Source organism: Nocardia sp. NPDC004415 (assembly GCF_053602435.1).
In genome coordinates this window covers 1-18,999 of the sequence record NZ_JBSGDP010000088.1, presented here as the reverse complement: position 1 = coordinate 18,999, position 18,999 = coordinate 1, and the positions used below count along the sequence as shown (strand labels likewise).

Here is an 18,999-nt window from a genome sequence, read left to right as displayed (position 1 = left end):
GCCGCTCCCTCGTCGCCGCCAGGGGATTCGCGTGTTCGGTCCCCAGCCGGGTCGGCGCTATCGAGCCGGACCAACCACCAGGGTCATCCGGAAAACGGTTGGCTCAACGGGAATGTGGCTGCCTACGATGGCCGGATGGGGGCGCCATATTCCAGTCATCATCTCTGTCTGTCGTGCCGGGTCGCGGTCAAGATCCGGCCCAGCGAGCACGGCAGGCGGTGTCCACGCTGCCGGGCGCCGATGATCGACGCGGGACGCTGCCTCGCTGTACCACCTAAACGCGATCGGGACGCGTGGCGGGCGCTCACCGCCGTTCTCGACGCGGGCCTGCGTTTCCACTCCACCTGTTGCCAGGGCTGCGGGCCCGGGTTCCGGCCGCGTTCGGCCGCTGATGTGCGGCGACGGCGGATTCTGGCCTGGCGCAACGCGATCCCGCTGCGCCAGGCATTGACCGACCTCGATCTCTAGGTGGCCGGGGTGAGGATGGCCAGGACCTGGTCGGAGAGGAAGAAAGGCTCGAGGCGTTCGCGGATGAGGCCGGCCAGGACGCCGTTGCGCTTGGCGGCTTCGATGACGGCGGGGCCGTAGCGCAGGATCTCGGTGCTGATGTCCTCGGCGGTGAGGCCGAGTTCGGGGAGCATGGCCGAGAGGGTGTGGCCGCTGTACTTCTGGTAGAAGACCTCGACGCATTCGCGCACCAGCAGGCCGAAGTATTCCTTCTCGCGGGTGGTCACGGCGATCTCGTAGCAGATCTGGACCAGCTCGTTGAGATCCTTCTGGGTGAGGTATTCGCGCAGGCCCGCGACCGGCTCGTCGGCGTGCAGATCCCAGAATTCCATGGCCGCCGAATGCACGGGGGCGTCGCGCAGCATGTCGCGGATGGCGTTGTTGGTGCGCTTGAGCGCGAACAGGGCGCCCTTGCCCGCGAGGTCACCGACGAAGGTGCTGTCGGCGACCTTCTTGGCCCTGTTGGCCGCCGACTGGCCCAGCGACATCAGCGAGGAGACACCCGGGATCTTCTCGGCGCGTTCACGATTGGCCTGCATGAAGTCGCCGATCAGCTTGTCGACGAAACGGGAGGCCACGGTGGCGACCAGCGGGCTCTCGGTGAGCCGGTCCAGAATCCGCTCCTGGGCCTGATGCATGCCGAAGATCTTCTCCAGCAGCGCCTCCACCGGCTCACGGTCGACGACATCGCCGAGGGTGTACTCGGTGTTGGCGGCGATGTGGTCGTAGATGGCGTCGGAGAAGATGCCGACGGTGTCGGCGATGACCGGGCTGCCACCGATGCGGTCGAAAACGGTCGCGACCGTCTCCTCGCCCTGCTCGAGGGAGACCACGTCACCGAAGACGATGGTGTCGCCGACGGCCAGCACCGCGGCCACATCGCGGGCGATCACCTCGGCGAACCGGTCGCCGGTGACCTCGCCGAGCAGGAAGTCCACCTGCGCGTCGAGCAGTTGTTCGGCGATCTGGCGCGCCTGTGTCATGGTCGGGTCCACCCATCACGGTCGTTGCTCGGACGGGAGACCTCTCGGCTACTGGTCGCCGGCGCCGGAATCGTCGCGATGCATCGATTTCCGGATCTGTGCCAGGCGCTCACGCGCGGCTTTCTCCCGCGTCTCCCACTGTTCGTCGGCGCTGCGACCCGCCGGGGTCTGCCGATCGAGCTCACCCATCCCCTGCGCGGTGCCGTAACGCTGCTCGACCTTATCCCGAACCGCGTCGAATGTCGGCACGCCGGAGGGCGAATACGCGCCGGTGACGGTGGGTGCGGCGGCGCCCGGCACGCCATGCGGTACCGGCGGTACCGGCATGGTGCCCCCGACCTGCTCCGATGCGACGGGCACCACATCCGCCTCGACGACGACCGTGTCGAGGTTCACAGGCGTGCCGGTCTCGGCATGACCGGTTTCCACCTGGGCCAGCGCGGCGGCGACCTCGACCAGCCCCGGCCTGCCCGCGACCGCGGCGCGCAGGACCGTCACCAGGTCGGCGTCGGGCAGCGCCGCCAGGCGGCCGAGGATCTCGCTGGTTTCGCTCATACCGCCAGGCTACGCAGCACCGCTCAGCTGTCGAGGAATTCCGACCATTCGGCGATGAGCTTCGGCCAGCGCGCGCCCAAGGTGTCGATGACGTCGTTGTGGCCCGCGCCGGGCACCACGATGAGCTGCTTGGGTTCGGCGGCGGCCGCGTAGAGGCGTTCGGCGTGGCGCAGCGGGAGCAGTTCGTCGCGGTCGCCGTGCATCATCAGGATCGGCACCCGCAGGGTCGCGATCCGGCGCAGGCTCGGGTAGGCGTCCGGGATGAGCGGCGCGGGCAGGAACGGGTAGACCGAGCGGGCCGCGTCACGCATGCCGCTGAAGGTCGACATGAGGATCATGCCCGCGGGCAGGTGCTCGGTGGCCAGTTCCAGCAGCACGCCGCCGCCGAGGGATTTGCCCAGGTAGAGGACGCGTTCGGGGTCGACGCCCGGCTGCTCGAGCAGGGCGGTGCGGGCGGCGCGCGCGTCGAGATAGGTGCCCTGCTCCCCCGGTGTGCCGGTGCTGTGGCCGAATCCGCGGTAGTCGAAGGCCAGCACGTCGAAGCCGGCGGCGACCAGCAGGGCGATGATGGCGACGCGGTCGCCGATGGTGCCCGCGTTGCCGTGCGCGTAGAGGATGTGCCCGCGCGGACGCTCGGCGGGCACGAACCAGCCGTGCACGTCGATGCCGTCAGCGGTGCGCATGCTCAGATCCCGGTACTTCAGGCCGAGTGCGGCCGGGGTCTGCGCGACGTGCTTGACCGGGTGGTAGACCAGCGCATTCAGCACCCGGGTCGCGGGATGGCGGATCATTTTCCGCGGCCCGCCTGGAAACCGAAGTCCCAGTGGTAGAGCCGGGCGATCTCCATCACGCCACCGCCCGGCTGACCGGCGGGCGGCCGGATGAACGCGCCCTCGCGGCGCACCACGAGCTCCCCGTTCACATTCTCGAGCACCGCCAGCACCGCGTCGCGCGAATTGTCGGTGCACCCGTCGAGAGTCATCTCGATCGGCGCCGAACCCACCGGGTGCAGGGTGACCGTGGCGTGTACACCGCGGAAATCGCTGGCGCCGTCGTAGATCGAGGCGAAGACCAGGATGCGGCGGAAGAACTGGGTGCAGTCGAGATTGATCGACAGGTTCTCGCCGGTGATGCTCGCGCCGGTGCGGTCGTCCTGGTCCAGGTGGATGAACGGCGGTTCGTACAGCGCGCCGAAGCGGCGGTCCAGCGCGCGCACCGAGCCGATCGCGCCGTTGACCAGCTCGTAGAAGCAGCACAGGTCGAGGTCGATGTTCTTACCGCGCAGCTTGCCGAACAGGCGGCCGGTGGCGGCCATCGAGGTCCAGTTCAGGTTCACCCGCATGACACCACCGGTGGCACCGTGTTTCGTCAGGGAGACCGACGGGGCTTCCTTGGTGAGCGAGACCTTGCCGAGGTTGACGGGGGCGCCTTGCGGCTGGCCGGAAGCAGGCTGGTCGGCGGCGTAGGGCTGAGGCTGCCCGGACTGGCCGGCGGGAGGATGCGTCGCAGCGGGAACGTGTGGTTGGCCAGGGTACGGAGCGGGCTGACCGGGGTGCGGTGCGGCGACAGGCGACTGGCCGGGGTATGGGGGCGCAGCGGACGGCTGGCCCGGGGCGACCGGGTAGCCGGGGTGCGGAGCGGGCGGCTGGCCGGGGTGCGGGTGACCGGTAGCGGGAAACGGCGGCGCGGGTGCGGGGTGCGCGGCCGGGACGTGCGGTGGAGTCGGGGCGGGGAACGGCGTCTGACCCACCGGCGGCGCGTACTGCTGGGTGGGTGCGGACGGGGTGGGTTCGTCGTCGACGGAGATGCCGAAATCGGTGGCGAGACCGGCCAATCCGGAGTCGTAGCCCTGACCGACCGCACGGAACTTCCACGCGCCCTGCCTGCGGTACAGCTCGCCGAGCACGAAGGCCGTCTCGGTGGTGGCGCCGGTGCTGTCGAAGCGCGCGAGTTCGGCGCCGGTCGCCGCGTCGAGCACCCGGATGTAGAGGCCGTGGAACTGCCCGAAGGTGCCACCATCGGCGGAGGCGGCCAGCACGATCGTCTCGATCTGCGCCTCCACCTGCGCCAGATTCACCGACAGCGCGTCGACGACCGTGACCCCCTGCTGCTTGCCCTCGTGCCGCACCGCCCCGGACGGATGCACCGCCTGGTTGTAGAACACGAAGTCGTCGTCGGAACGCACCTTGGCCCCGGCGAGCAACAGCGCCGACGCGTCCGCGTCCGGCACCCCCACCCCCGACTGCCAACCCAACTCGACCCGGACCGAGGCAGCAGGCACCGCCACATTGGCGCCTTTCATCATCGACACGCCGTCCAACCTATCCCGCCCCGCCCCGTCGCGGGCCACGGGTGTCGGACCGCTTGGCTACCGTCTCCCGCAGCGAGACGAAAGCGGGGACAGCGGAATGGGATTCACGTCGAATTGGATGCTCGTGCGCGGGCGCGAGCCGGAGCGGATCTGGGCGGGACTCGGCGTGCGACCGAGCGGGGACCGGACGGATCATCCGGAAGGGTGGCTGGTCGGCACCTGCCGGGCCGACGGGGCCTATCTGCTGGTCGAGGACAACGCGGAAGAGCTCGTCGAGGACACCTGGGATCTCGCGGAGCTGTCCGCGGGCGGCGAGGTGATCGCCGTCGGTGAGGTCGACGGTTCCGGCGGTGCCGAGCTGGTGCTGTGGCGCGACGGCCACAAGCTGTGGGGTCTCGCCGCGGACTGCGACGAGCTCGAGGTCTGGGGTGAGGTACCCGCCGAGGTCCTCGCGGCCGTCGAGCGCCACCGGCGGCCCGATCCGGAAGACCAGGACGACCCGGTGGACTACTTCTCCGGGGTTCTCGGCCTCGCCACCGACCTCACCGGATACCAGTGCGGCAGCGGCGTCGTCGGGATCGACGCGGAGCCGTTCGACATCCTCGAGACCGCGGGAGACGCCGACGTGCTGGCCGGATTCCCGGCGGCGCTGGCGGATGCGCTGGCAGACAAGGGTTTCCGGCCGTCACCGTCGCTGGACGGATGGCGGACGTGGTTCACCGCCGATACCCCGATTCCCGGCCTCAGCGCAGGGCTCGCCCTGTCGATCGACCGCGCGGGACTCGGCGGTATCCGGGTCGGAGGCACGGTGAGTGTCCTGTCGACGGCCGCCGCCGAAGTGCTCTCGGCACTGCCGGAGCACGCGAATCGCCAGGGCAAGCGCTGGTTCCCCGAGTTCGGCGAGATCGACGAGTGCGCCTTCGATCCCGACAGCGACCCCGCCTATCGCGACACCGTGACCATGGGGTGCGCCGAGGACATCGACTACGGTGTGCGCTGGGTCCTGCGCTACCTGGACGGCCCGATGGCCACGTGGTTCGCCGGGTACACGACCCTCGCCGACGTCGTTTCCCGAGCCCAGCGCACTCGCAACCGGTGGGGTGTCGAGTCGGTGGACACCGCCCAGGTGCGGGCCACCATCGCTTTCACCGCCGCGCACGGCCACCCGGAGGCGGCAGCCCTCATGCGCTGGTATCTGGCCCGTCCGGACCTCGGGAATCTGGACTCGCACGAGCGAGCGCACGCCTTCGACGCGGCGCTGCGCGCGCGATTCCCCGACTACGCGCGCGCCATGTCGTCATGAACCACGCGCGGAGGGAAGCGGGCTGCTTCCCTCCGTGGCGACCGTCAACCGCGCAGTTCGGCGCCGACCGCGCTGGTGGCCGAGGCGACGGCGGCGTCGCGGGCGGCGCTGGCCTCGTCCTCGGTGAGGGTGCGGTCGGGGGCGCGGAAGCGCAGGGCGTAGGTGAGGGACTTGCGGCCCTCACCGGCCTGGGCGCCCTCGTAGATGTCGAACAGCGAGATGTCCTCGAGCAGGTCGCCGCCGCCGGTGCGCAGGGCCGATTCGACCTCGGCGGCGGGGACGGTCTTCTCGACGCTCACCGACACGTCCTGCAGGACGGCCGGGAACGCCGACACCGTCGGCGCCGGACGCGAGGCCGTCAGCGGCAGCGCGTCGAGGTCGAGTTCGAAGGCGCAGGTGCGCGGCGGCAGGCCCGCGCGCTCGAGCACGGCCGGGTGCAGCTCACCCGCGTGCCCGACGACGGTCCCGTCCACGACCAGTTCCGCACAGCGGCCCGGGTGCCACGGCAGGTAGGCGGCGGCCCGGCGCTCGATGGTGACACCGGCCGCGTCGGCGACGGCGTCGACCAGCGCGAACGCGTCGGCGGCCTCGGCCTGGCGCCCCGGCCCCCACGGACCGCGCGGTTCCCGCTTGCCGCTGAGCACCGCGGCCACGTGCACCGGCTGGGCGGGCAGCGAGCCGATGAGCTCGGCGATCTGCTCGTCGGTGGGTCGGCGATCCACGGGCAGCGCCTCGACCGCGTGGGTCTGCGCGCCCGGCAGCACCACCTGGGCGATGCCGTAGATGGTGAGGTCACGGGCGCCGCGCGAGATATTGCGCGCGGCCACCTCGAGCAGACCCGGCAGCAGGGTGGTGGCCAGCTCGGGACGGTCGGTGTCGAGCGGGTTCAGCACGCTGGTGGTGTTGCGGCGCGGGTCCTCGGCGTCCAGGCCCCACACGTCGAAGACACCGGCGGGCAGGAACACCGGCGCGGGCACCTCGACGGCGCCGTCGAACGCCAGTGCCCGGCTCACGGCCCGGCGCCGCTGCTGCTTGGCGGTCAGGCCACGACCGGCCGGGGCGGCGGGCAGCACCGACGGGATCTGCTCGAGTCCTTCCAGCCGCAGCACCTCCTCGACCAGGTCGGCGGGCTGGGACAGGTCGGGCCGCCAGCTCGGCGGGGTCACCAGCAGCTGGGTGCGACCCGCGTCGTTGACCTCGATCTCGACACCCGCGCCGATCTGGGCCAGCCTGCGCACGGCGGTGCCCGCCGGGTAGGTGACACCGGCGACGCGGTCGGGCAGGTCGATGTCCATCGCGATCGGCGTGGCGGCGGGCAGCGGGACGCGGATGTCGGTGAGCGTGGATTCGATGGTGCCACCGGTGATCTCGGCCAGCAGCGTGGCGGCGCGATCGAGCGCGATCACATTGATCTCCGGGTCGACGACGCGCTCGTAGCGCTTGCCCGCCTCGGAGACCAGCTTGTGCCTGCGCGCGGTCCGGTAGACACGCAGCGGGTTCCAGGTGGCGGCCTCGAGCACCACATCGGTGGTCTCGGCACCGACCTCGGTGCTCGCGCCGCCCATCACCCCGGCCAGCGAGATCACGCCGGTGTCGTCGGCGATCACCACGTCCTCGGCGTCGAGGGTGCGCTCGGTGTCGTCGAGGGTGCGCAGCGTCTCGCCCCGGTTGGCCGAGCGCACGACCAGGCCGCCGTGCAGCTTGGCGGCGTCGAAGGCGTGCAGCGGCTGGCCCAGCTCGAGCATCACGTAGTTGGTGACGTCGACGGCCGGGGAGATCGGGCGCATCCCCGACAGCATCAGCCTGCGCTGCAGCCACAGCGGGCTCACCGCGTTCGGGTCGATCCCGGTGACCCGGCGTGCGCCGAAACGGGTGCACTCCGAGTCGGCCTCGAGCCGCACCGGCCACGCTTCGGACTCCCCGTCGCCCAGGGTCCGCACGGCCGGGTCGGCGTATTCGAGGTCGAAGCCGCAGGCCAGCTCACGGGCCAGGCCGCGCACCGAGAAGCAGTAGCCGCGGTCGGGGGTGATGTTGAGTTCGATGATGGTGTCGTCGGTGCCCAGCAGCACATTGGCGTCGTCACCGGGCTGCGCGGAGCCGGGCTCGAGCACCAGGATGCCGTCGTGGTCCTTGCCGATGCCCAGCTCGGCCACCGAACAGATCATGCCGTTGGAGGTGTGCCCGTAGGTCTTGCGCGAGGAGATCTTGAACCCACCCGGCAGCTCGCCACCGGGCAGCACCACCACGACCAGGTCGCCGACCGCGAAATTGCGCGCGCCGCAGACGATCTCCTGCAACTCCGGGTTGCCGACGTCGACCTTGCAGAAGCGGATCGGCTTCTTGAACTCGGTGAGTTCGGTGATCTCGGCGACGCGGCCGACCACCAGCGGCTTGTCGATGTCGCCGCCGATCGGGGTCAGCTTGTCGACCTCCTCGACCTCGAGGCCGACGCGGACGAAGCCGGCGTCGAGCTCTTCGGCCGACACCGACCACTCCGGGGTGGTGCGCTGCAGGATCTCGGTCAGCCAGGACTGCGCTACTCGCACTTGACGTTTCGCTCTCTGTGTCGAAAGGGGGTGTCGCTCAGGACCGGATACCGAAGGGCAGGGTGAACCGCACGTCGCCCTCGACGATGTCGCGCATGTCGGGGATGCCGTTGCGGAACTGCAGCGTGCGCTCCATGCCCATGCCGAAGGCGAAGCCGGAGTACACCTCCGGATCGATGCCGCTGGCGATCAGCACCTTCGGGTTGACCATGCCGCAGCCACCCCATTCGACCCAGCCCGCGCCGCCCTTCTTGTCCGGGAACCACACGTCGACCTCGGCCGAGGGTTCGGTGAACGGGAAGTAGTTGGGGCGCATGCGGGTTCGCGTGTCGGGTCCGAACAGGGCGCGCGCGAACGCGTCCAGGGTGCCGCGCAGATGCGCCATGGTCAGGCCCTTGTCGATCGCCAGACCCTCCACCTGGGAGAACACCGGGGTGTGGGTGGCGTCGAGCTCGTCGGTGCGGAAGGTGCGCCCGGGACACACCACGTAGATCGGCACATCGCGTTCCAGCATGGAGCGCACCTGCACCGGGGAGGTGTGCGTGCGCAGCACCTGGCGCGAACCCTCCGGGGCGATGTGGAAGGTGTCCTGCATGGTGCGCGCCGGGTGGTCGGGCAGGAAGTTGAGCGCGTCGAAGTTGAAGTGCTCGGTCTCCACCTCGGGACCCTCGGCGACCTCCCAGCCCATCGCGACGAACACGTCGGCGATCTCCTCGGAGATGACGGTGATCGGGTGCCGGGCACCCGCCGGGCGACGGCGCGCGGGCGCGGTGACGTCGATCTTCTCGGCCACCAGCACGGCCTGATCACGCTCTTCCAGCAGCGCCGCACGGCGCGCCTCGAAGGCGTCGGAGACCCGCTTGCGGGCGATGTTGACCCGCTTGCCCGCCTCGGCCTTCTCCTCCTTGGGCAGGCTGCCCAGTCCGCGCTGCGCCAGCGCGATCGGCGACTTGCCGCCGATGAAGTCGGTCTTGGCGACCGCCAGCGCATCCAGATCGGCCGCCGCCGCGAACGCCTTCTCGGCCTCCGCCGCCGCTGCCGCGAGTGCCTCCTCGGTCAAAGAGGCGTTCTGCTCGACTCCGCTGTTGTCGTCGGCCACGATCTTCTCGACTCTCCCCTGGGGATCGGTTCACGGGCGCGTCATTGCCAACCCGCATCGGTGCTGGATAAATCCTATGGGATCGGGTTCGCGCGGTTCATCCGGATTACCGCCGGACACCACCACCCCGGTCAGCGGGTCCCGATGACGACCGACAAGTCCAGGTCAGGCCGGTTCCGTGCCACATCGCGGACCTCCGCGAAATTCGAGGGAACCGAATCGGTCCGTGTCCCGTCCAACCGATCAAACACATCAGCGTGTTCGACTCGAGGACAGGACGGTTCGATGCCTGAACAGACTTGCGATTCGACCCCGCCCCAAGGCAGACGTGTCCGCCGCACCGCGCCCGGCAGCGGTCTGGCACTGTGTGGACTCGGCATCCGCCCGGCGAGCCGCCGCCCGTTCCCGCGGGCCCTCGGCCGGTGCGAGCGCCCGGAGAGCGCGCCCGGGTCTGGACCGACGCGCGCGGAGGAGGCCGAATGAGACGGGAGCCCGATCGCCGGTCGGAGCCGTCGGTGCCGCGGCGGTATGTGCGCTTCCAGGCGATCCACCCGAATCGCCACGGGGTGTGCCCCGGCGTGTTCGCCCTGGTCAACGGTCTGTCGTCGGAGGGTCGGCTGAGCGTGGAGCAGGAGCGGTTCCGCCGCAGCGGCAACGATTGGTTCACCGATCACCTGGTGAATCCCTACGAGGTGGACCGGCGCGTCTACGACCGCGACCGGCATCCGGGGGCGGTGGCGTGGTTCAAGGCGACGGCGCTGCCGATGATCGACCGGGTCAGCGGGTACCTCGACATTCTCGACCGGCACGGGATCGCCTGGGAGCGCCTGGATTCCGATGATCCGGGGACGATTCTGTACGAGGATCCACAGCAGATCGTCGCGCTGCCGGCGCCGATCGCGGTATCCACACACCCGGCGGCGTATCCGGCCCCGGCCGGACCCGCGGCCTGAGTCCCACGGACGGACACCGAGCACGGCGGACCCGCGCACCGACGAGGCACGCGAGCCCGCCGAGGCCGGATCAGCCCTGCTGCGTGGCGTGGCGCGGCAGGAAGGCCGCCACCACCGCCGCGACCGCGACCAGACCGGCGCCCACCCACACGGCGGGCACCAGGCCGTCCACATAGGCCTGCGGGTCGCTGTAGGAGCCGTGCGAGGCGAAGACCGAGGCGAGCACCGCGATGCCCATGGTCACGCCCACCTCGCGCACGGTGCTGTTGATACCCGAGGCCATGCCCTGATCGGCCGGTGAGGCGCTGGCCATGACGATGGTGGAGGACGGCGCGAAGGTCAGGCCCATCCCGATACCGCCGAGCACGAAGGGGGCGATGAACGACGGGTACGCGACATCGGTGCTGATGATCAGTGCCATCCAGCCCAGCGACACCGCCAGGCACACCTGTCCGGCGGCGATGAGCACGCGCGCGCCGACGCGGTCGACCACCAGCCCGGCCAGCGGCGCCACGACCATCGGCACCATGGTCCACGGCATCGTACGGATGCCCGATTCCAACGGCGAGTAGCCCTGCACCACCTGGAAGAACTGCGCGAGCAGGAAGATCGCGCCGAACACACCGGCGGAGAAGCCGAAGGACACGATGTAGCTCAGGCTCAGGCCGCGGGAGGCGAACATCCGCAGCGGCAGCATCGGATCGGTGGCCGCGCGCTCCCAGGCGACGAACGCCACGAGCAGGACACCGCCACCGATCAGCGCGGCGAGCACCGGGCGCGAGGTCCAGCCGTCGTCGGCGCCGTGGATGACGCCCCACACCACCGCGAGCACGCCACCGGCCGAGAGCACCAGCCCGAGCAGGTCGAGCTTGCGTGCGGTGCCGCGGGATTCGGCGAGCACGCGCGCGGCGAACGGCAGGGCGAGCAGGCCGATCGGCACATTGAGCCAGAAGATCCACTGCCAGTTCAGTCCCTCGACGACCGCGCCGCCGACCACCGGACCGACCGCGACCCCCAGCCCGGCCAGGCCACCCCAGATGCCGATCGCGGCACTGCGCATCCGCTCGGGCACCGCCGCGGCGAGCAGGGTCAGCGACAGCGGCATGACCGCGGCACCGCCGGCGCCCTGGATCGCGCGGGCGGCGATGAGCATCCACGGCTCGGTGGCCAGCGCGCACGCCGCCGACGCGGCCACGAACACCGCGCTGCCGGCCAGGAACACCCGGCGCCGGCCGATCCGGTCGCCCAGCGCCGAGGCCGTGAGCAGCAGCGAGGCGAACGAGAGGGTGTAGGCGCTGATGAACCACTGCAGGTCCGACAGCGAGGCGCCCAGTTCCTCCTTGATCACCGGCAGCGCGTTGGTCACGACGAGGTTGTCCAGGGTGACCATGAACATCGGGATGCCGACGGCGGCGATCACCGCGCCGACCGGGACGGATTTCGCGCCGGAGGGCGCGGGCGGTTCGGCGAGAACGGCGTCGCCGGGGTCGAGTGTCTGAGTCATGTCCAGCCCTTGTTGTTATTCACTGATAACTAATACGGTCAATGGTTATGCATCGGCTGATAACATGTCAAGAGGCAACGGAGCACGAGGGAGGCACACCCATGGGCGGCACGACGAGAACCCGGATGACGGCCTCCGAGCGCAGCGCCCAGGTACTCGACGCCGCCGTCCGCGCCTTCGCCGAATCTGGTTACGCGGCAACGAAAACCGATGAGATCGCCCGGCTCGCGGGAGTGTCGCAGCCCTATGTGATCCGGCTGTTCGGCACGAAGCAGCAGCTGTTCCTCGCCGCGCTGCACGAGGTCTGCGACCGGATCGAGGAACTGTTCCGTGGCGCCCCGATCCCACCGGAGACCGGCACCGCCGAGGCGCTGCGCACCCTCGGCCAGGGCTTCGACGTGTTCCTGGCCGAACGCGAACTACCGCTCATGCTGCTGCACGGCGCCGCCGCCAGCGCCGATCCCGCGATCGGCGACCCGATGCGCGAGCGCTTCGGCCGGATCTACCGGTTGGTCGGCGAACTGACCGGCGCCGACACCCTCGAAGCACGCCGTTTCGTCGCCACCGGGATGTTGCTGACGATCATGACGGCCATGCAGGTGGCCGGGAGCCACGCGATCCCCCTCCCCTGGGCCACCGAGATCCTCGACGATCTCCGGTCCGGCACCGAGCCCAGCTGCTGAGCGCTCGCTAGCGCGCGTGCTGCACGCGCGCGTTCGCGTAGAGGCAGATCGCCGCCGCCGCGGCGAGATTCAGGCTTTCGGCGCGGCCGTGGATGGGGATGCGGATGCGATGGTCGGCGCGGGCGGCCACGGCCGGGTCGAGGCCGTGCGCCTCGTTGCCGAACAGCCAGGCGACCGGGCCGGTGAGGATCTCGTCGGCGTCGTCGAGGTCCACCTCGCCGGTGGCGGCGGTGGCCAGGATCGTCACCCCGGCGGCGGAGATGGCGTCGAGGGTGGCGGTGATGTCGCGTCTGCGCGCGATCGGCACATGGAAGACACTGCCCGCGCTGGCCCGGACGCATTTGCCGTTGTGCGGGTCGACGGTCTCCCCCGCCAGGATCACCCCGTCGGCGCCGACCGCGTCGGCGACCCGGATGAGAGTGCCCGCATTGCCGGGCTCGGCGATCTCGACCGGCACGGCGAGCATGCGCGGACCACGGTCGAGCACCGTGGCGAGAGGCACGTCGAGCAGCTCGCACACCGCGACCAGCCCCGGCGCGGTGACGGTCTCGCCGAGGTGTTCGGCGGCGCGATCGGCGACCAGCGTGGTGCGGACGCCGTCGGCGGCGGCACCGGCGATCAGCGCGGTCTCGCGTTCGGCCGCGGCGAGCGAATAGAACAGCTCACGAACACGACCGGTCTCCAGCGCGGCGGTGACGGCATTGGCGCCCTCGGCGAGGAACAGCCCCGCCTTGCGGCGCTGCGCGGCGCGCTGGAGCTTGACAGCGGAAACGACCCGCGGATTGCGCTCGGAGAGCGCGTCCACGGGTCGTTCCGGCGAATCGCTGTGCGTCGTCAAGCTCAGGCGGCGGTGGCCGGCGCGTTGACGTCGGCGGGCAGCGCGGCCTTGGCGACAGCCACCAGACCGGCGAAGGCCTCGGCGTCGGAGACGGCGAGCTCGGCCAGGATCTTGCGGTCCACCTCGACACCCGCGGCCTTGAGGCCCTGGATGAAGCGGTTGTAGGTGATGTCGTTCAGACGCGCGGCGGCGTTGATACGAGCGATCCACAGCTTGCGGAAGTCACCCTTGCGCGCCTTGCGGTCGCGGTAGGCGTAGGTCAGCGAGTGGAGCTGCTGTTCCTTGGCCTTGCGGTACAGGCGCGAGCGCTGGCCCCGGTAGCCCTTGGAGGCCTCGAGGATGGAACGGCGCTTCTTCTGAGCGTTGACGGCCCTTTTGACGCGTGCCACTGTGTCAGTCCTTGATCATCTGGGGGCGCGAAGGCGCCCGAGTTCGGTAGTTGTCGGCGTCCGGTGTGTCCCGGCCGCGGAATCGTCGGGGTGCGACGGTCTGCTTTGCCTGGAAATCAGGCGAGACCGAGCAGCCGCTTCACGCGGGGGGCATCGACGTCGGCGACGGACTCCGTGCCTTCCAGACGACGAGTCCGGCGGGTGGACTTGTGCTCCAGGAGGTGGCGACGGTTCGCCTGCTCGCGAAGCAGCTTGCCCCGGCCGGACACCTTGAATCGCTTCTTGGCGCCGCTGTGGGTCTTGTTCTTCGGCATGGAGATTCCTCTATCTAGTCGGTGAAATCGGTGTTACTGCGGGTCGGCCGGCGCTGCCTGCTCGGCGGGCGCCGGGGTGTCGACCAGCGCAGCCGGTTCGGCACTGGCGGGACCGGTCGGCAGCGGACGTGCCGGGGCCGATTCCTGCTGTGCCTTCACCCGCGTCTTCGCACCCTTGTGGGGCGCGAGGACCATGGTCATGTTGCGGCCGTCCTGCTTGGCCGAGGTCTCGACGAAACCGAGTTCGGCGACGTCGGAGGCCAACCGCTGCAGCAGCCGGAAGCCGAGTTCGGGTCGCGACTGCTCACGACCACGGAACATGATCGTGACCTTGACCTTGGACCCGGCCTCGAGGAAGCGAACGACGTTGCGCTTCTTGGTCTCGTAGTCGTGGTCGTCGATCTTCGGGCGGAGCTTCTGCTCCTTGATCACGGTCTGGACCTGGTTCTTCCGGGACTCGCGTGCCTTCTGCGCGGTCTCGTACTTGAACTTGCCGTAGTCCATGATCTTGCAGACCGGCGGACGGGCATCGGGTGCCACCTCGACCAGGTCGAGATCGGCTTCGAGCGCGACGCGAAGTGCATCTTCAACACGCACGATCCCAACCTGTTCGCCGCCGGGTCCGATGAGACGGACCTCGGGAACACGGATGCGATCGTTGATGCGGGTCTCAGTGCTGATGGGGCCTCCTAGGTCAAGCGGTGTCGTCATAACGACCGCATGCAATAACTGCAACCCCTGTTTCAACACGAAAGCCCCGGTGCGGTATTTCTCCGCCACGGGGCCCGATGTCGACCGATCGTCCACAGCCGATACCCTCGCGGGATCGGTGTCGACCTCCGCGCGCCAGGCACACGGAGAACCCATCGCGAAGGACGGGTGACCGGGACCGTTTGCCGAGGACGATTGCTCGCCGGAAACGGTGGGAGTCGGGCTCCACTTATCTGCCCCAGAGCCGCATGGCGCGACCAGGGGCGGTCGTCAGCGGAAAGTCTAGCATCGCATTCCGCTATCGCCGAATCGCCCCGGCGCCGCGGGTCCGCCCCGGCCGCGCTATAGCCTGATCAGCATGACTGACGAGCTCGATCCCCCCGTGCGCGACCTGGCCGACATCCCCGCCGTCGAGGTGATCAGCCGGGCCGCGGTGATGCTGATGAGCTCGGCCGCGGAGAAGCTGGGCCTGGCCGGGGAGGACCCGTCCTCGGGCGCCGGTGTCGACCTGGACGAGGCGCGCCGGGTGATCACCGCGCTGGCCGGGCTGGTCACCGCGTCGGTGGAGTACCTGGGCCCGCACGCCGGGCCGATCCGCGAGGGCCTGCAGGCCCTGCAGCGCGCCTTCCGCGAGGCGTCCTCGACGCCGGACGCGCCGGGCGCCGGGCCGGGCGAGAAGTACACCGGGCCGGTGTACTGACCCACTCCCCCGACAGACGAAAAGATCCGCCGGCGCGAACGCCGGCGGATCTTCGTTTCGTGTGGGCCGTTGCTCAGGCCGTGCCACCCGGCGGTGTTCCCGGGGTGACGGAGACGGCCGAGCCGGTGGCGAGCATGTTGGCGATCGCCTCGAACAACGTGGCGCTTCCGGTATCCATCAGTGATTCCTCTCGATTCTGCCGGTCAGGCCGTCGGCTTGGTGGGCTCGTAGGCCAGCGAGGACCCGCCACTGAGGAAAGACAGGATCTGGGCGATGAGCGCCGTGGTGGCTTCATCCATGGGGACGTTCCTTTCGTACTGCACGACATCCACGATCGCGCGGCCCGAATGTTACCCACGAGTGTTTCACTTCGCAGCTTTTTCGGAAAGTCCCCGGCGGGAGGATAACCGGGCTCAGCGCAGCGCGGCCGCCTTTCGGGCCAGACGCTTGGCCGCGGCCGTCTCCGCCGGGGCCTTCTTCGCCGCCGGAGCCTTCTTCGCGGCTTTCTTCGCCGGTGCCTTCGCGGGCGCCGCGAGGACCTCCTTCAGGAACTGGCCGGTGTAGCTGTCCGAGACCGCCGCCACGTCCTCGGGGGTGCCGGTCGCCACCACCGTGCCGCCACCGGAACCGCCCTCGGGGCCCATGTCGATGACCCAGTCCGAGGTCTTGATGACATCGAGGTTGTGCTCGATGACGATCACCGTGTTGCCCTTGTCGACCAGCCCGTTGATCACCTTCAGCAGCTTGCGGATGTCCTCGAAGTGCAGACCGGTGGTCGGCTCGTCGAGGATGTACACGGTGCGCCCGGTCGAGCGTTTCTGCAGCTCGGCGGCCAGCTTCACGCGCTGGGCCTCACCGCCGGACAGCGTCGGCGCGCTCTGGCCGAGACGCACGTATCCGAGCCCGACCTCGACCAGCGTCTTCAGGTACCGGTGGATCGAGGTGACCGGCTCGAAGAACTCGGCGGCCTCGTCGATCGGCATGTCCAGCACCTCCGCGATGGTCTTGCCCTTGTAGTGCACCTCGAGGGTTTCCCGGTTGTAGCGGGCGCCGTGGCACACCTCGCACGGGACGTAGACATCCGGCAGGAAGTTCATCTCGATCTTGAGCGTGCCGTCACCCGAGCACGCCTCGCAGCGGCCGCCCTTCACATTGAAGGAGAACCGCCCGGGCTGATAGCCGCGGACCTTGGCCTCGGTGGTGGAGGCGAACAGGGTGCGGATCTTGTCGAAGACGCCGGTGTAGGTGGCCGGGTTCGAGCGCGGGGTGCGCCCGATCGGCGACTGGTCGACCTGCACGAGCTTGTCGAGCTGATCGACACCGTTGATCCTGGTGTGCCTGCCCGGCACCTGCCGCGCGCCGTTGAGCTTGTTCGCCAGCACCGTCGCCAGGATGTCGTTGACCAGCGTCGACTTGCCCGAGCCGGAGACACCGGTGACCGAGGTGAGCACACCCAGCGGGAACATCACGTCGATGCCCTGCAGATTGTGCTCGGTCGCGCCGACCACGGTGAGCTTGCGCTTCTTGTCCACCGGCCTGCGCACGAACGGCACGTCGATCTGCTCGCGGCCCGACAGATACGCGCCGGTCAGCGACTCGGGCTCGGTCAGCAGCTCGGCGTACGGGCCGCTGTGCACCACGCGACCACCGTGCTCACCGGCCAGCGGGCCGATGTCGACCACCCAGTCCGAGGCGCGGATGGTGTCCTCGTCGTGTTCGACCACGATCAGGGTGTTGCCCAGCTTCTTGAGCCGCAGCAGGGTCTCGATCAGCCTGCGGTTGTCGCGCTGGTGCAGGCCGATCGACGGCTCGTCGAGCACATAGAGCACCCCGACCAGGCCGGAACCGATCTGGGTGGCCAGGCGGATGCGCTGGGCCTCACCACCGGACAGCGTCGCGGCGGCCCGCGACAGCGTCAGGTACTCCAGGCCGACGTCGAGCAGGAAGCCGAGCCGGGCCTGGATCTCCTTGAGCACCTGCCCGGCGATGGCGGCCTCGCGCTCGCCCAGCGTCAGCGAGTTCAGGAAGTGCGCGCACGCGCCGATCGACAGATCGGCCACCTCGGCGATCGACTTGTCGGTGCCGTCGGCGGCCAGGGTGACCGCCAGGATCTCCGGGCGCAACCGCGACCCGTGACAGACCGGGCACGGCACATCCCGCATGTACCCGTCGTAGTGCTCCTTCATCTGCTCGGACTCGGTGTTGTCCATGCGCCGGTGCAGGAACGGCATCACGCCCTCGAAATCGGCGTAATAGGAGCGCTTGCGACCGTAGCGGTTGGTGTAGGAGACGTGCACCTGATCGGAGCTGCCCTCGAGCACGGCCTTGCGGGCCTTGGCGGGCAGGCTCTGCCACGGGGTGTCCATCGAGAAACCGATCGCCTCGGCCAGGCCGGACAGCAGCCGGTTGAAGTACTCGGCGGTCTGCCCGCGCGCCCACGGCGCGATCGCGCCCTCGGCCAGGCTCAGCGCCGGATCGGGCACGACGAGCTCGGGGTCGACCTCCTTGCGGATGCCGAGGCCGGTGCAATCCGGGCAGGCGCCATAGGGCGAGTTGAACGAGAACGAGCGCGGCTCGAGATCCTCGATGTCGAGCGGATGCCCGTTCGGGCAGGCCAGACGCTCGGAGAACCGGCGCTCCCGATCGTGGGCGTGCTCGTCACGGTCGACGAAATCGAGCACGACGATGCCGTCGGCCAGCCGCAACGCGGTCTCGATCGAATCGGTGAGCCGCTGCTTGGACCCGGACTTCACCGCCAACCGGTCCACCACGACCTCGACGTCGTGCTTCTCCTGCTTCTTCAGCTTCGGCGGATCGGTCAGCGGATACACCACCCCGTCCACCCGCACCCGCGAATAACCCTGGGTCTTGAGCTGGTCGAACAGGTCGACGAACTCGCCCTTGCGCGTACGCACCACCGGCGCCAGCACCTGGAACTTCAAGCCCTCGTCCATCGCCAGCACCTGGTCGACGATCTGCTGCGGGCTCTGCTTGGCGATCAGCTCACCACACACCGGGCAATGCGGGGTACCGGCGCGGGCATAGAGCAACCGCAGGTAGTCGTACACCTCGGTGATCGTGCCGACCGTCGACCGCGGATTGCGGTTGGTCGACTTCTGGTCGATCGACACCGCGGGCGAGAGACCCTCGATGAAATCGACATCCGGCTTGTCCATCTGCCCGAGGAACTGCCGCGCGTACGCCGAGAGCGACTCGACATAGCGCCGCTGACCCTCGGCGAAGATCGTGTCGAACGCCAAGCTCGACTTCCCGGACCCGGACAGACCGGTGAACACGATCAGGCTGTCGCGTGGCAGATCCAGGTCCACACCCTTCAGGTTGTGTTCCCTCGCTCCGCGCACAGTGAGGCGTTCCGCCACCTGGTGAATCCCTTCTCCATCGTCATCCGCCACCCGGACATGAACCCCCGCACGCCATGCTAGGCGCGACCACCGACAGGATTGTTGGAGCGCCGGGGCGCTCGAGTTCGCGGCCCCTCAGGTCCCGTCGCGAACGGACCCGTTGGATGGTCGTAGTGGCCCGACCCAACGCACCAGAAACAACCCGCCGCCCCCCACCCCCCCACAACGACGCGCGCCCACC

17 protein-coding genes are annotated in these 18,999 nt (G+C 69.6%); 5 read left to right on the top strand and 12 right to left on the bottom strand.

What is annotated here, in order from left to right:
* Positions 1 to 135: 135 nt before the first annotated feature.
* The gene (locus tag ACWEMY_RS27600; protein ID WP_452392372.1) at positions 136 to 468 is read left to right on the top strand and encodes a hypothetical protein; all 333 of its coding nucleotides are present in this window, start codon (positions 136 to 138) and stop codon (positions 466 to 468) included.
* Here ACWEMY_RS27600 and ACWEMY_RS27595 read toward each other — a convergent pair.
* The 4 genes from ACWEMY_RS27595 to ACWEMY_RS27580 are packed head-to-tail and all read right to left on the bottom strand — an operon-like array spanning position 465 to position 4,350.
* Positions 465 to 1,490, bottom strand: a complete 1,026-nt coding sequence (locus tag ACWEMY_RS27595) for a hypothetical protein (RefSeq protein ID WP_375938317.1) — start codon at positions 1,488 to 1,490, stop codon at positions 465 to 467. The two genes, ACWEMY_RS27600 and ACWEMY_RS27595, sit on opposite strands and share 4 nt — an antisense overlap.
* Before the next feature lie 48 nt (positions 1,491 to 1,538).
* On the bottom strand, positions 1,539 to 2,045 hold the full coding sequence (locus ACWEMY_RS27590) for a hypothetical protein (protein WP_452392371.1): 507 nt from the start codon (positions 2,043 to 2,045) through the stop codon (positions 1,539 to 1,541).
* A gap of 23 nt (positions 2,046 to 2,068) precedes the next feature.
* The gene (locus tag ACWEMY_RS27585) at positions 2,069 to 2,836 is read right to left on the bottom strand and encodes an alpha/beta hydrolase (RefSeq protein WP_452392370.1); all 768 of its coding nucleotides are present in this window, start codon (positions 2,834 to 2,836) and stop codon (positions 2,069 to 2,071) included.
* Positions 2,833 to 4,350, bottom strand: a complete 1,518-nt coding sequence (locus ACWEMY_RS27580; protein WP_452392373.1) for a TerD family protein — start codon at positions 4,348 to 4,350, stop codon at positions 2,833 to 2,835. The genes ACWEMY_RS27585 and ACWEMY_RS27580 overlap by 4 nt, the downstream gene beginning before the upstream one ends.
* A gap of 103 nt (positions 4,351 to 4,453) precedes the next feature.
* Between ACWEMY_RS27580 and ACWEMY_RS27575 the strand changes: the two genes are divergently transcribed.
* Positions 4,454 to 5,659 carry a hypothetical protein gene (locus ACWEMY_RS27575; protein ID WP_452392369.1) on the top strand — a complete coding sequence of 402 codons (1,206 nt, stop codon included), beginning with the start codon at positions 4,454 to 4,456 and terminating at the stop codon, positions 5,657 to 5,659.
* 44 nt (positions 5,660 to 5,703) lie between these two features.
* Here the strand turns inward: ACWEMY_RS27575 and pheT are convergent, their stop codons facing one another.
* Positions 5,704 to 8,205, bottom strand: coding sequence for a phenylalanine--tRNA ligase subunit beta (gene pheT, locus ACWEMY_RS27570; RefSeq protein WP_452392368.1), 2,502 nt, complete (start codon positions 8,203 to 8,205; stop codon positions 5,704 to 5,706).
* A gap of 37 nt (positions 8,206 to 8,242) precedes the next feature.
* Entirely contained in the window at positions 8,243 to 9,304 is a 1,062-nt protein-coding gene (gene pheS / locus ACWEMY_RS27565) for a phenylalanine--tRNA ligase subunit alpha (RefSeq protein ID WP_336086783.1), read from the bottom strand.
* Between the two features lie 479 nt (positions 9,305 to 9,783).
* Between pheS and ACWEMY_RS27560 the strand changes: the two genes are divergently transcribed.
* On the top strand, positions 9,784 to 10,257 hold the full coding sequence (locus tag ACWEMY_RS27560; RefSeq protein ID WP_452392367.1) for a hypothetical protein: 474 nt from the start codon (positions 9,784 to 9,786) through the stop codon (positions 10,255 to 10,257).
* Between the two features lie 70 nt (positions 10,258 to 10,327).
* Here ACWEMY_RS27560 and ACWEMY_RS27555 read toward each other — a convergent pair whose 3' ends face one another.
* The gene (locus ACWEMY_RS27555) at positions 10,328 to 11,761 is read right to left on the bottom strand and encodes an MFS transporter (RefSeq protein ID WP_452392366.1); all 1,434 of its coding nucleotides are present in this window, start codon (positions 11,759 to 11,761) and stop codon (positions 10,328 to 10,330) included.
* 125 nt (positions 11,762 to 11,886) lie between these two features.
* Here ACWEMY_RS27555 and ACWEMY_RS27550 point away from each other — a divergent pair, with 125 nt between their 5' ends.
* Positions 11,887 to 12,444: a TetR/AcrR family transcriptional regulator gene (locus tag ACWEMY_RS27550; RefSeq protein WP_452392365.1), complete on the top strand. Its 558-nt coding sequence runs from the start codon at positions 11,887 to 11,889 to the stop codon at positions 12,442 to 12,444.
* 7 nt (positions 12,445 to 12,451) lie between these two features.
* Here the strand turns inward: ACWEMY_RS27550 and ACWEMY_RS27545 are convergent, their stop codons facing one another.
* From ACWEMY_RS27545 to infC, 4 genes are all read right to left on the bottom strand, one after another.
* Positions 12,452 to 13,249: a TrmH family RNA methyltransferase gene (locus tag ACWEMY_RS27545; protein ID WP_452392364.1), complete on the bottom strand. Its 798-nt coding sequence runs from the start codon at positions 13,247 to 13,249 to the stop codon at positions 12,452 to 12,454.
* A gap of 35 nt (positions 13,250 to 13,284) precedes the next feature.
* Positions 13,285 to 13,671, bottom strand: coding sequence for a 50S ribosomal protein L20 (rplT, locus tag ACWEMY_RS27540; protein ID WP_019046423.1), 387 nt, complete (start codon positions 13,669 to 13,671; stop codon positions 13,285 to 13,287).
* A 116-nt stretch (positions 13,672 to 13,787) separates the two neighbouring features.
* Positions 13,788 to 13,985 carry a 50S ribosomal protein L35 gene (gene rpmI, locus ACWEMY_RS27535; RefSeq protein ID WP_278265897.1) on the bottom strand — a complete coding sequence of 66 codons (198 nt, stop codon included), beginning with the start codon at positions 13,983 to 13,985 and terminating at the stop codon, positions 13,788 to 13,790.
* 33 nt (positions 13,986 to 14,018) lie between these two features.
* On the bottom strand, positions 14,019 to 14,696 hold the full coding sequence (infC, locus tag ACWEMY_RS27530) for a translation initiation factor IF-3 (protein WP_336086930.1): 678 nt from the start codon (positions 14,694 to 14,696) through the stop codon (positions 14,019 to 14,021).
* 358 nt (positions 14,697 to 15,054) lie between these two features.
* Between infC and ACWEMY_RS27525 the strand changes: the two genes are divergently transcribed.
* Positions 15,055 to 15,396 carry a DUF1844 domain-containing protein gene (locus ACWEMY_RS27525; protein WP_375938288.1) on the top strand — a complete coding sequence of 114 codons (342 nt, stop codon included), beginning with the start codon at positions 15,055 to 15,057 and terminating at the stop codon, positions 15,394 to 15,396.
* Positions 15,397 to 15,809: 413 nt separating this feature from the next.
* Here ACWEMY_RS27525 and uvrA read toward each other — a convergent pair whose 3' ends face one another.
* The gene (uvrA, locus tag ACWEMY_RS27520; RefSeq protein ID WP_375938285.1) at positions 15,810 to 18,776 is read right to left on the bottom strand and encodes an excinuclease ABC subunit UvrA; all 2,967 of its coding nucleotides are present in this window, start codon (positions 18,774 to 18,776) and stop codon (positions 15,810 to 15,812) included.
* Positions 18,777 to 18,999 lie beyond the last annotated feature (223 nt).

Bases quoted from the DNA above. Each gene is read 5' to 3' on its own strand.
- ACWEMY_RS27525 (WP_375938288.1), top strand. From the start codon at position 15,055: ATGACTGACGAGCTCGATCCCCCCGTGCGCGACCTGGCCGACATCCCC.
- infC (WP_336086930.1), bottom strand. From the start codon at position 14,696: ATGACGACACCGCTTGACCTAGGAGGCCCCATCAGCACTGAGACCCGC.
- ACWEMY_RS27550 (WP_452392365.1), top strand. From the start codon at position 11,887: ATGACGGCCTCCGAGCGCAGCGCCCAGGTACTCGACGCCGCCGTCCGC.
- ACWEMY_RS27555 (WP_452392366.1), bottom strand. From the start codon at position 11,761: ATGACTCAGACACTCGACCCCGGCGACGCCGTTCTCGCCGAACCGCCC.
- ACWEMY_RS27600 (WP_452392372.1), top strand. From the start codon at position 136: ATGGGGGCGCCATATTCCAGTCATCATCTCTGTCTGTCGTGCCGGGTC.
- ACWEMY_RS27585 (WP_452392370.1), bottom strand. From the start codon at position 2,836: ATGATCCGCCATCCCGCGACCCGGGTGCTGAATGCGCTGGTCTACCAC.
- ACWEMY_RS27575 (WP_452392369.1), top strand. From the start codon at position 4,454: ATGGGATTCACGTCGAATTGGATGCTCGTGCGCGGGCGCGAGCCGGAG.
- ACWEMY_RS27595 (WP_375938317.1), bottom strand. From the start codon at position 1,490: ATGACACAGGCGCGCCAGATCGCCGAACAACTGCTCGACGCGCAGGTG.
- rpmI (WP_278265897.1), bottom strand. From the start codon at position 13,985: ATGCCGAAGAACAAGACCCACAGCGGCGCCAAGAAGCGATTCAAGGTG.
- ACWEMY_RS27580 (WP_452392373.1), bottom strand. From the start codon at position 4,350: ATGATGAAAGGCGCCAATGTGGCGGTGCCTGCTGCCTCGGTCCGGGTC.
- ACWEMY_RS27590 (WP_452392371.1), bottom strand. From the start codon at position 2,045: ATGAGCGAAACCAGCGAGATCCTCGGCCGCCTGGCGGCGCTGCCCGAC.
- ACWEMY_RS27560 (WP_452392367.1), top strand. From the start codon at position 9,784: ATGAGACGGGAGCCCGATCGCCGGTCGGAGCCGTCGGTGCCGCGGCGG.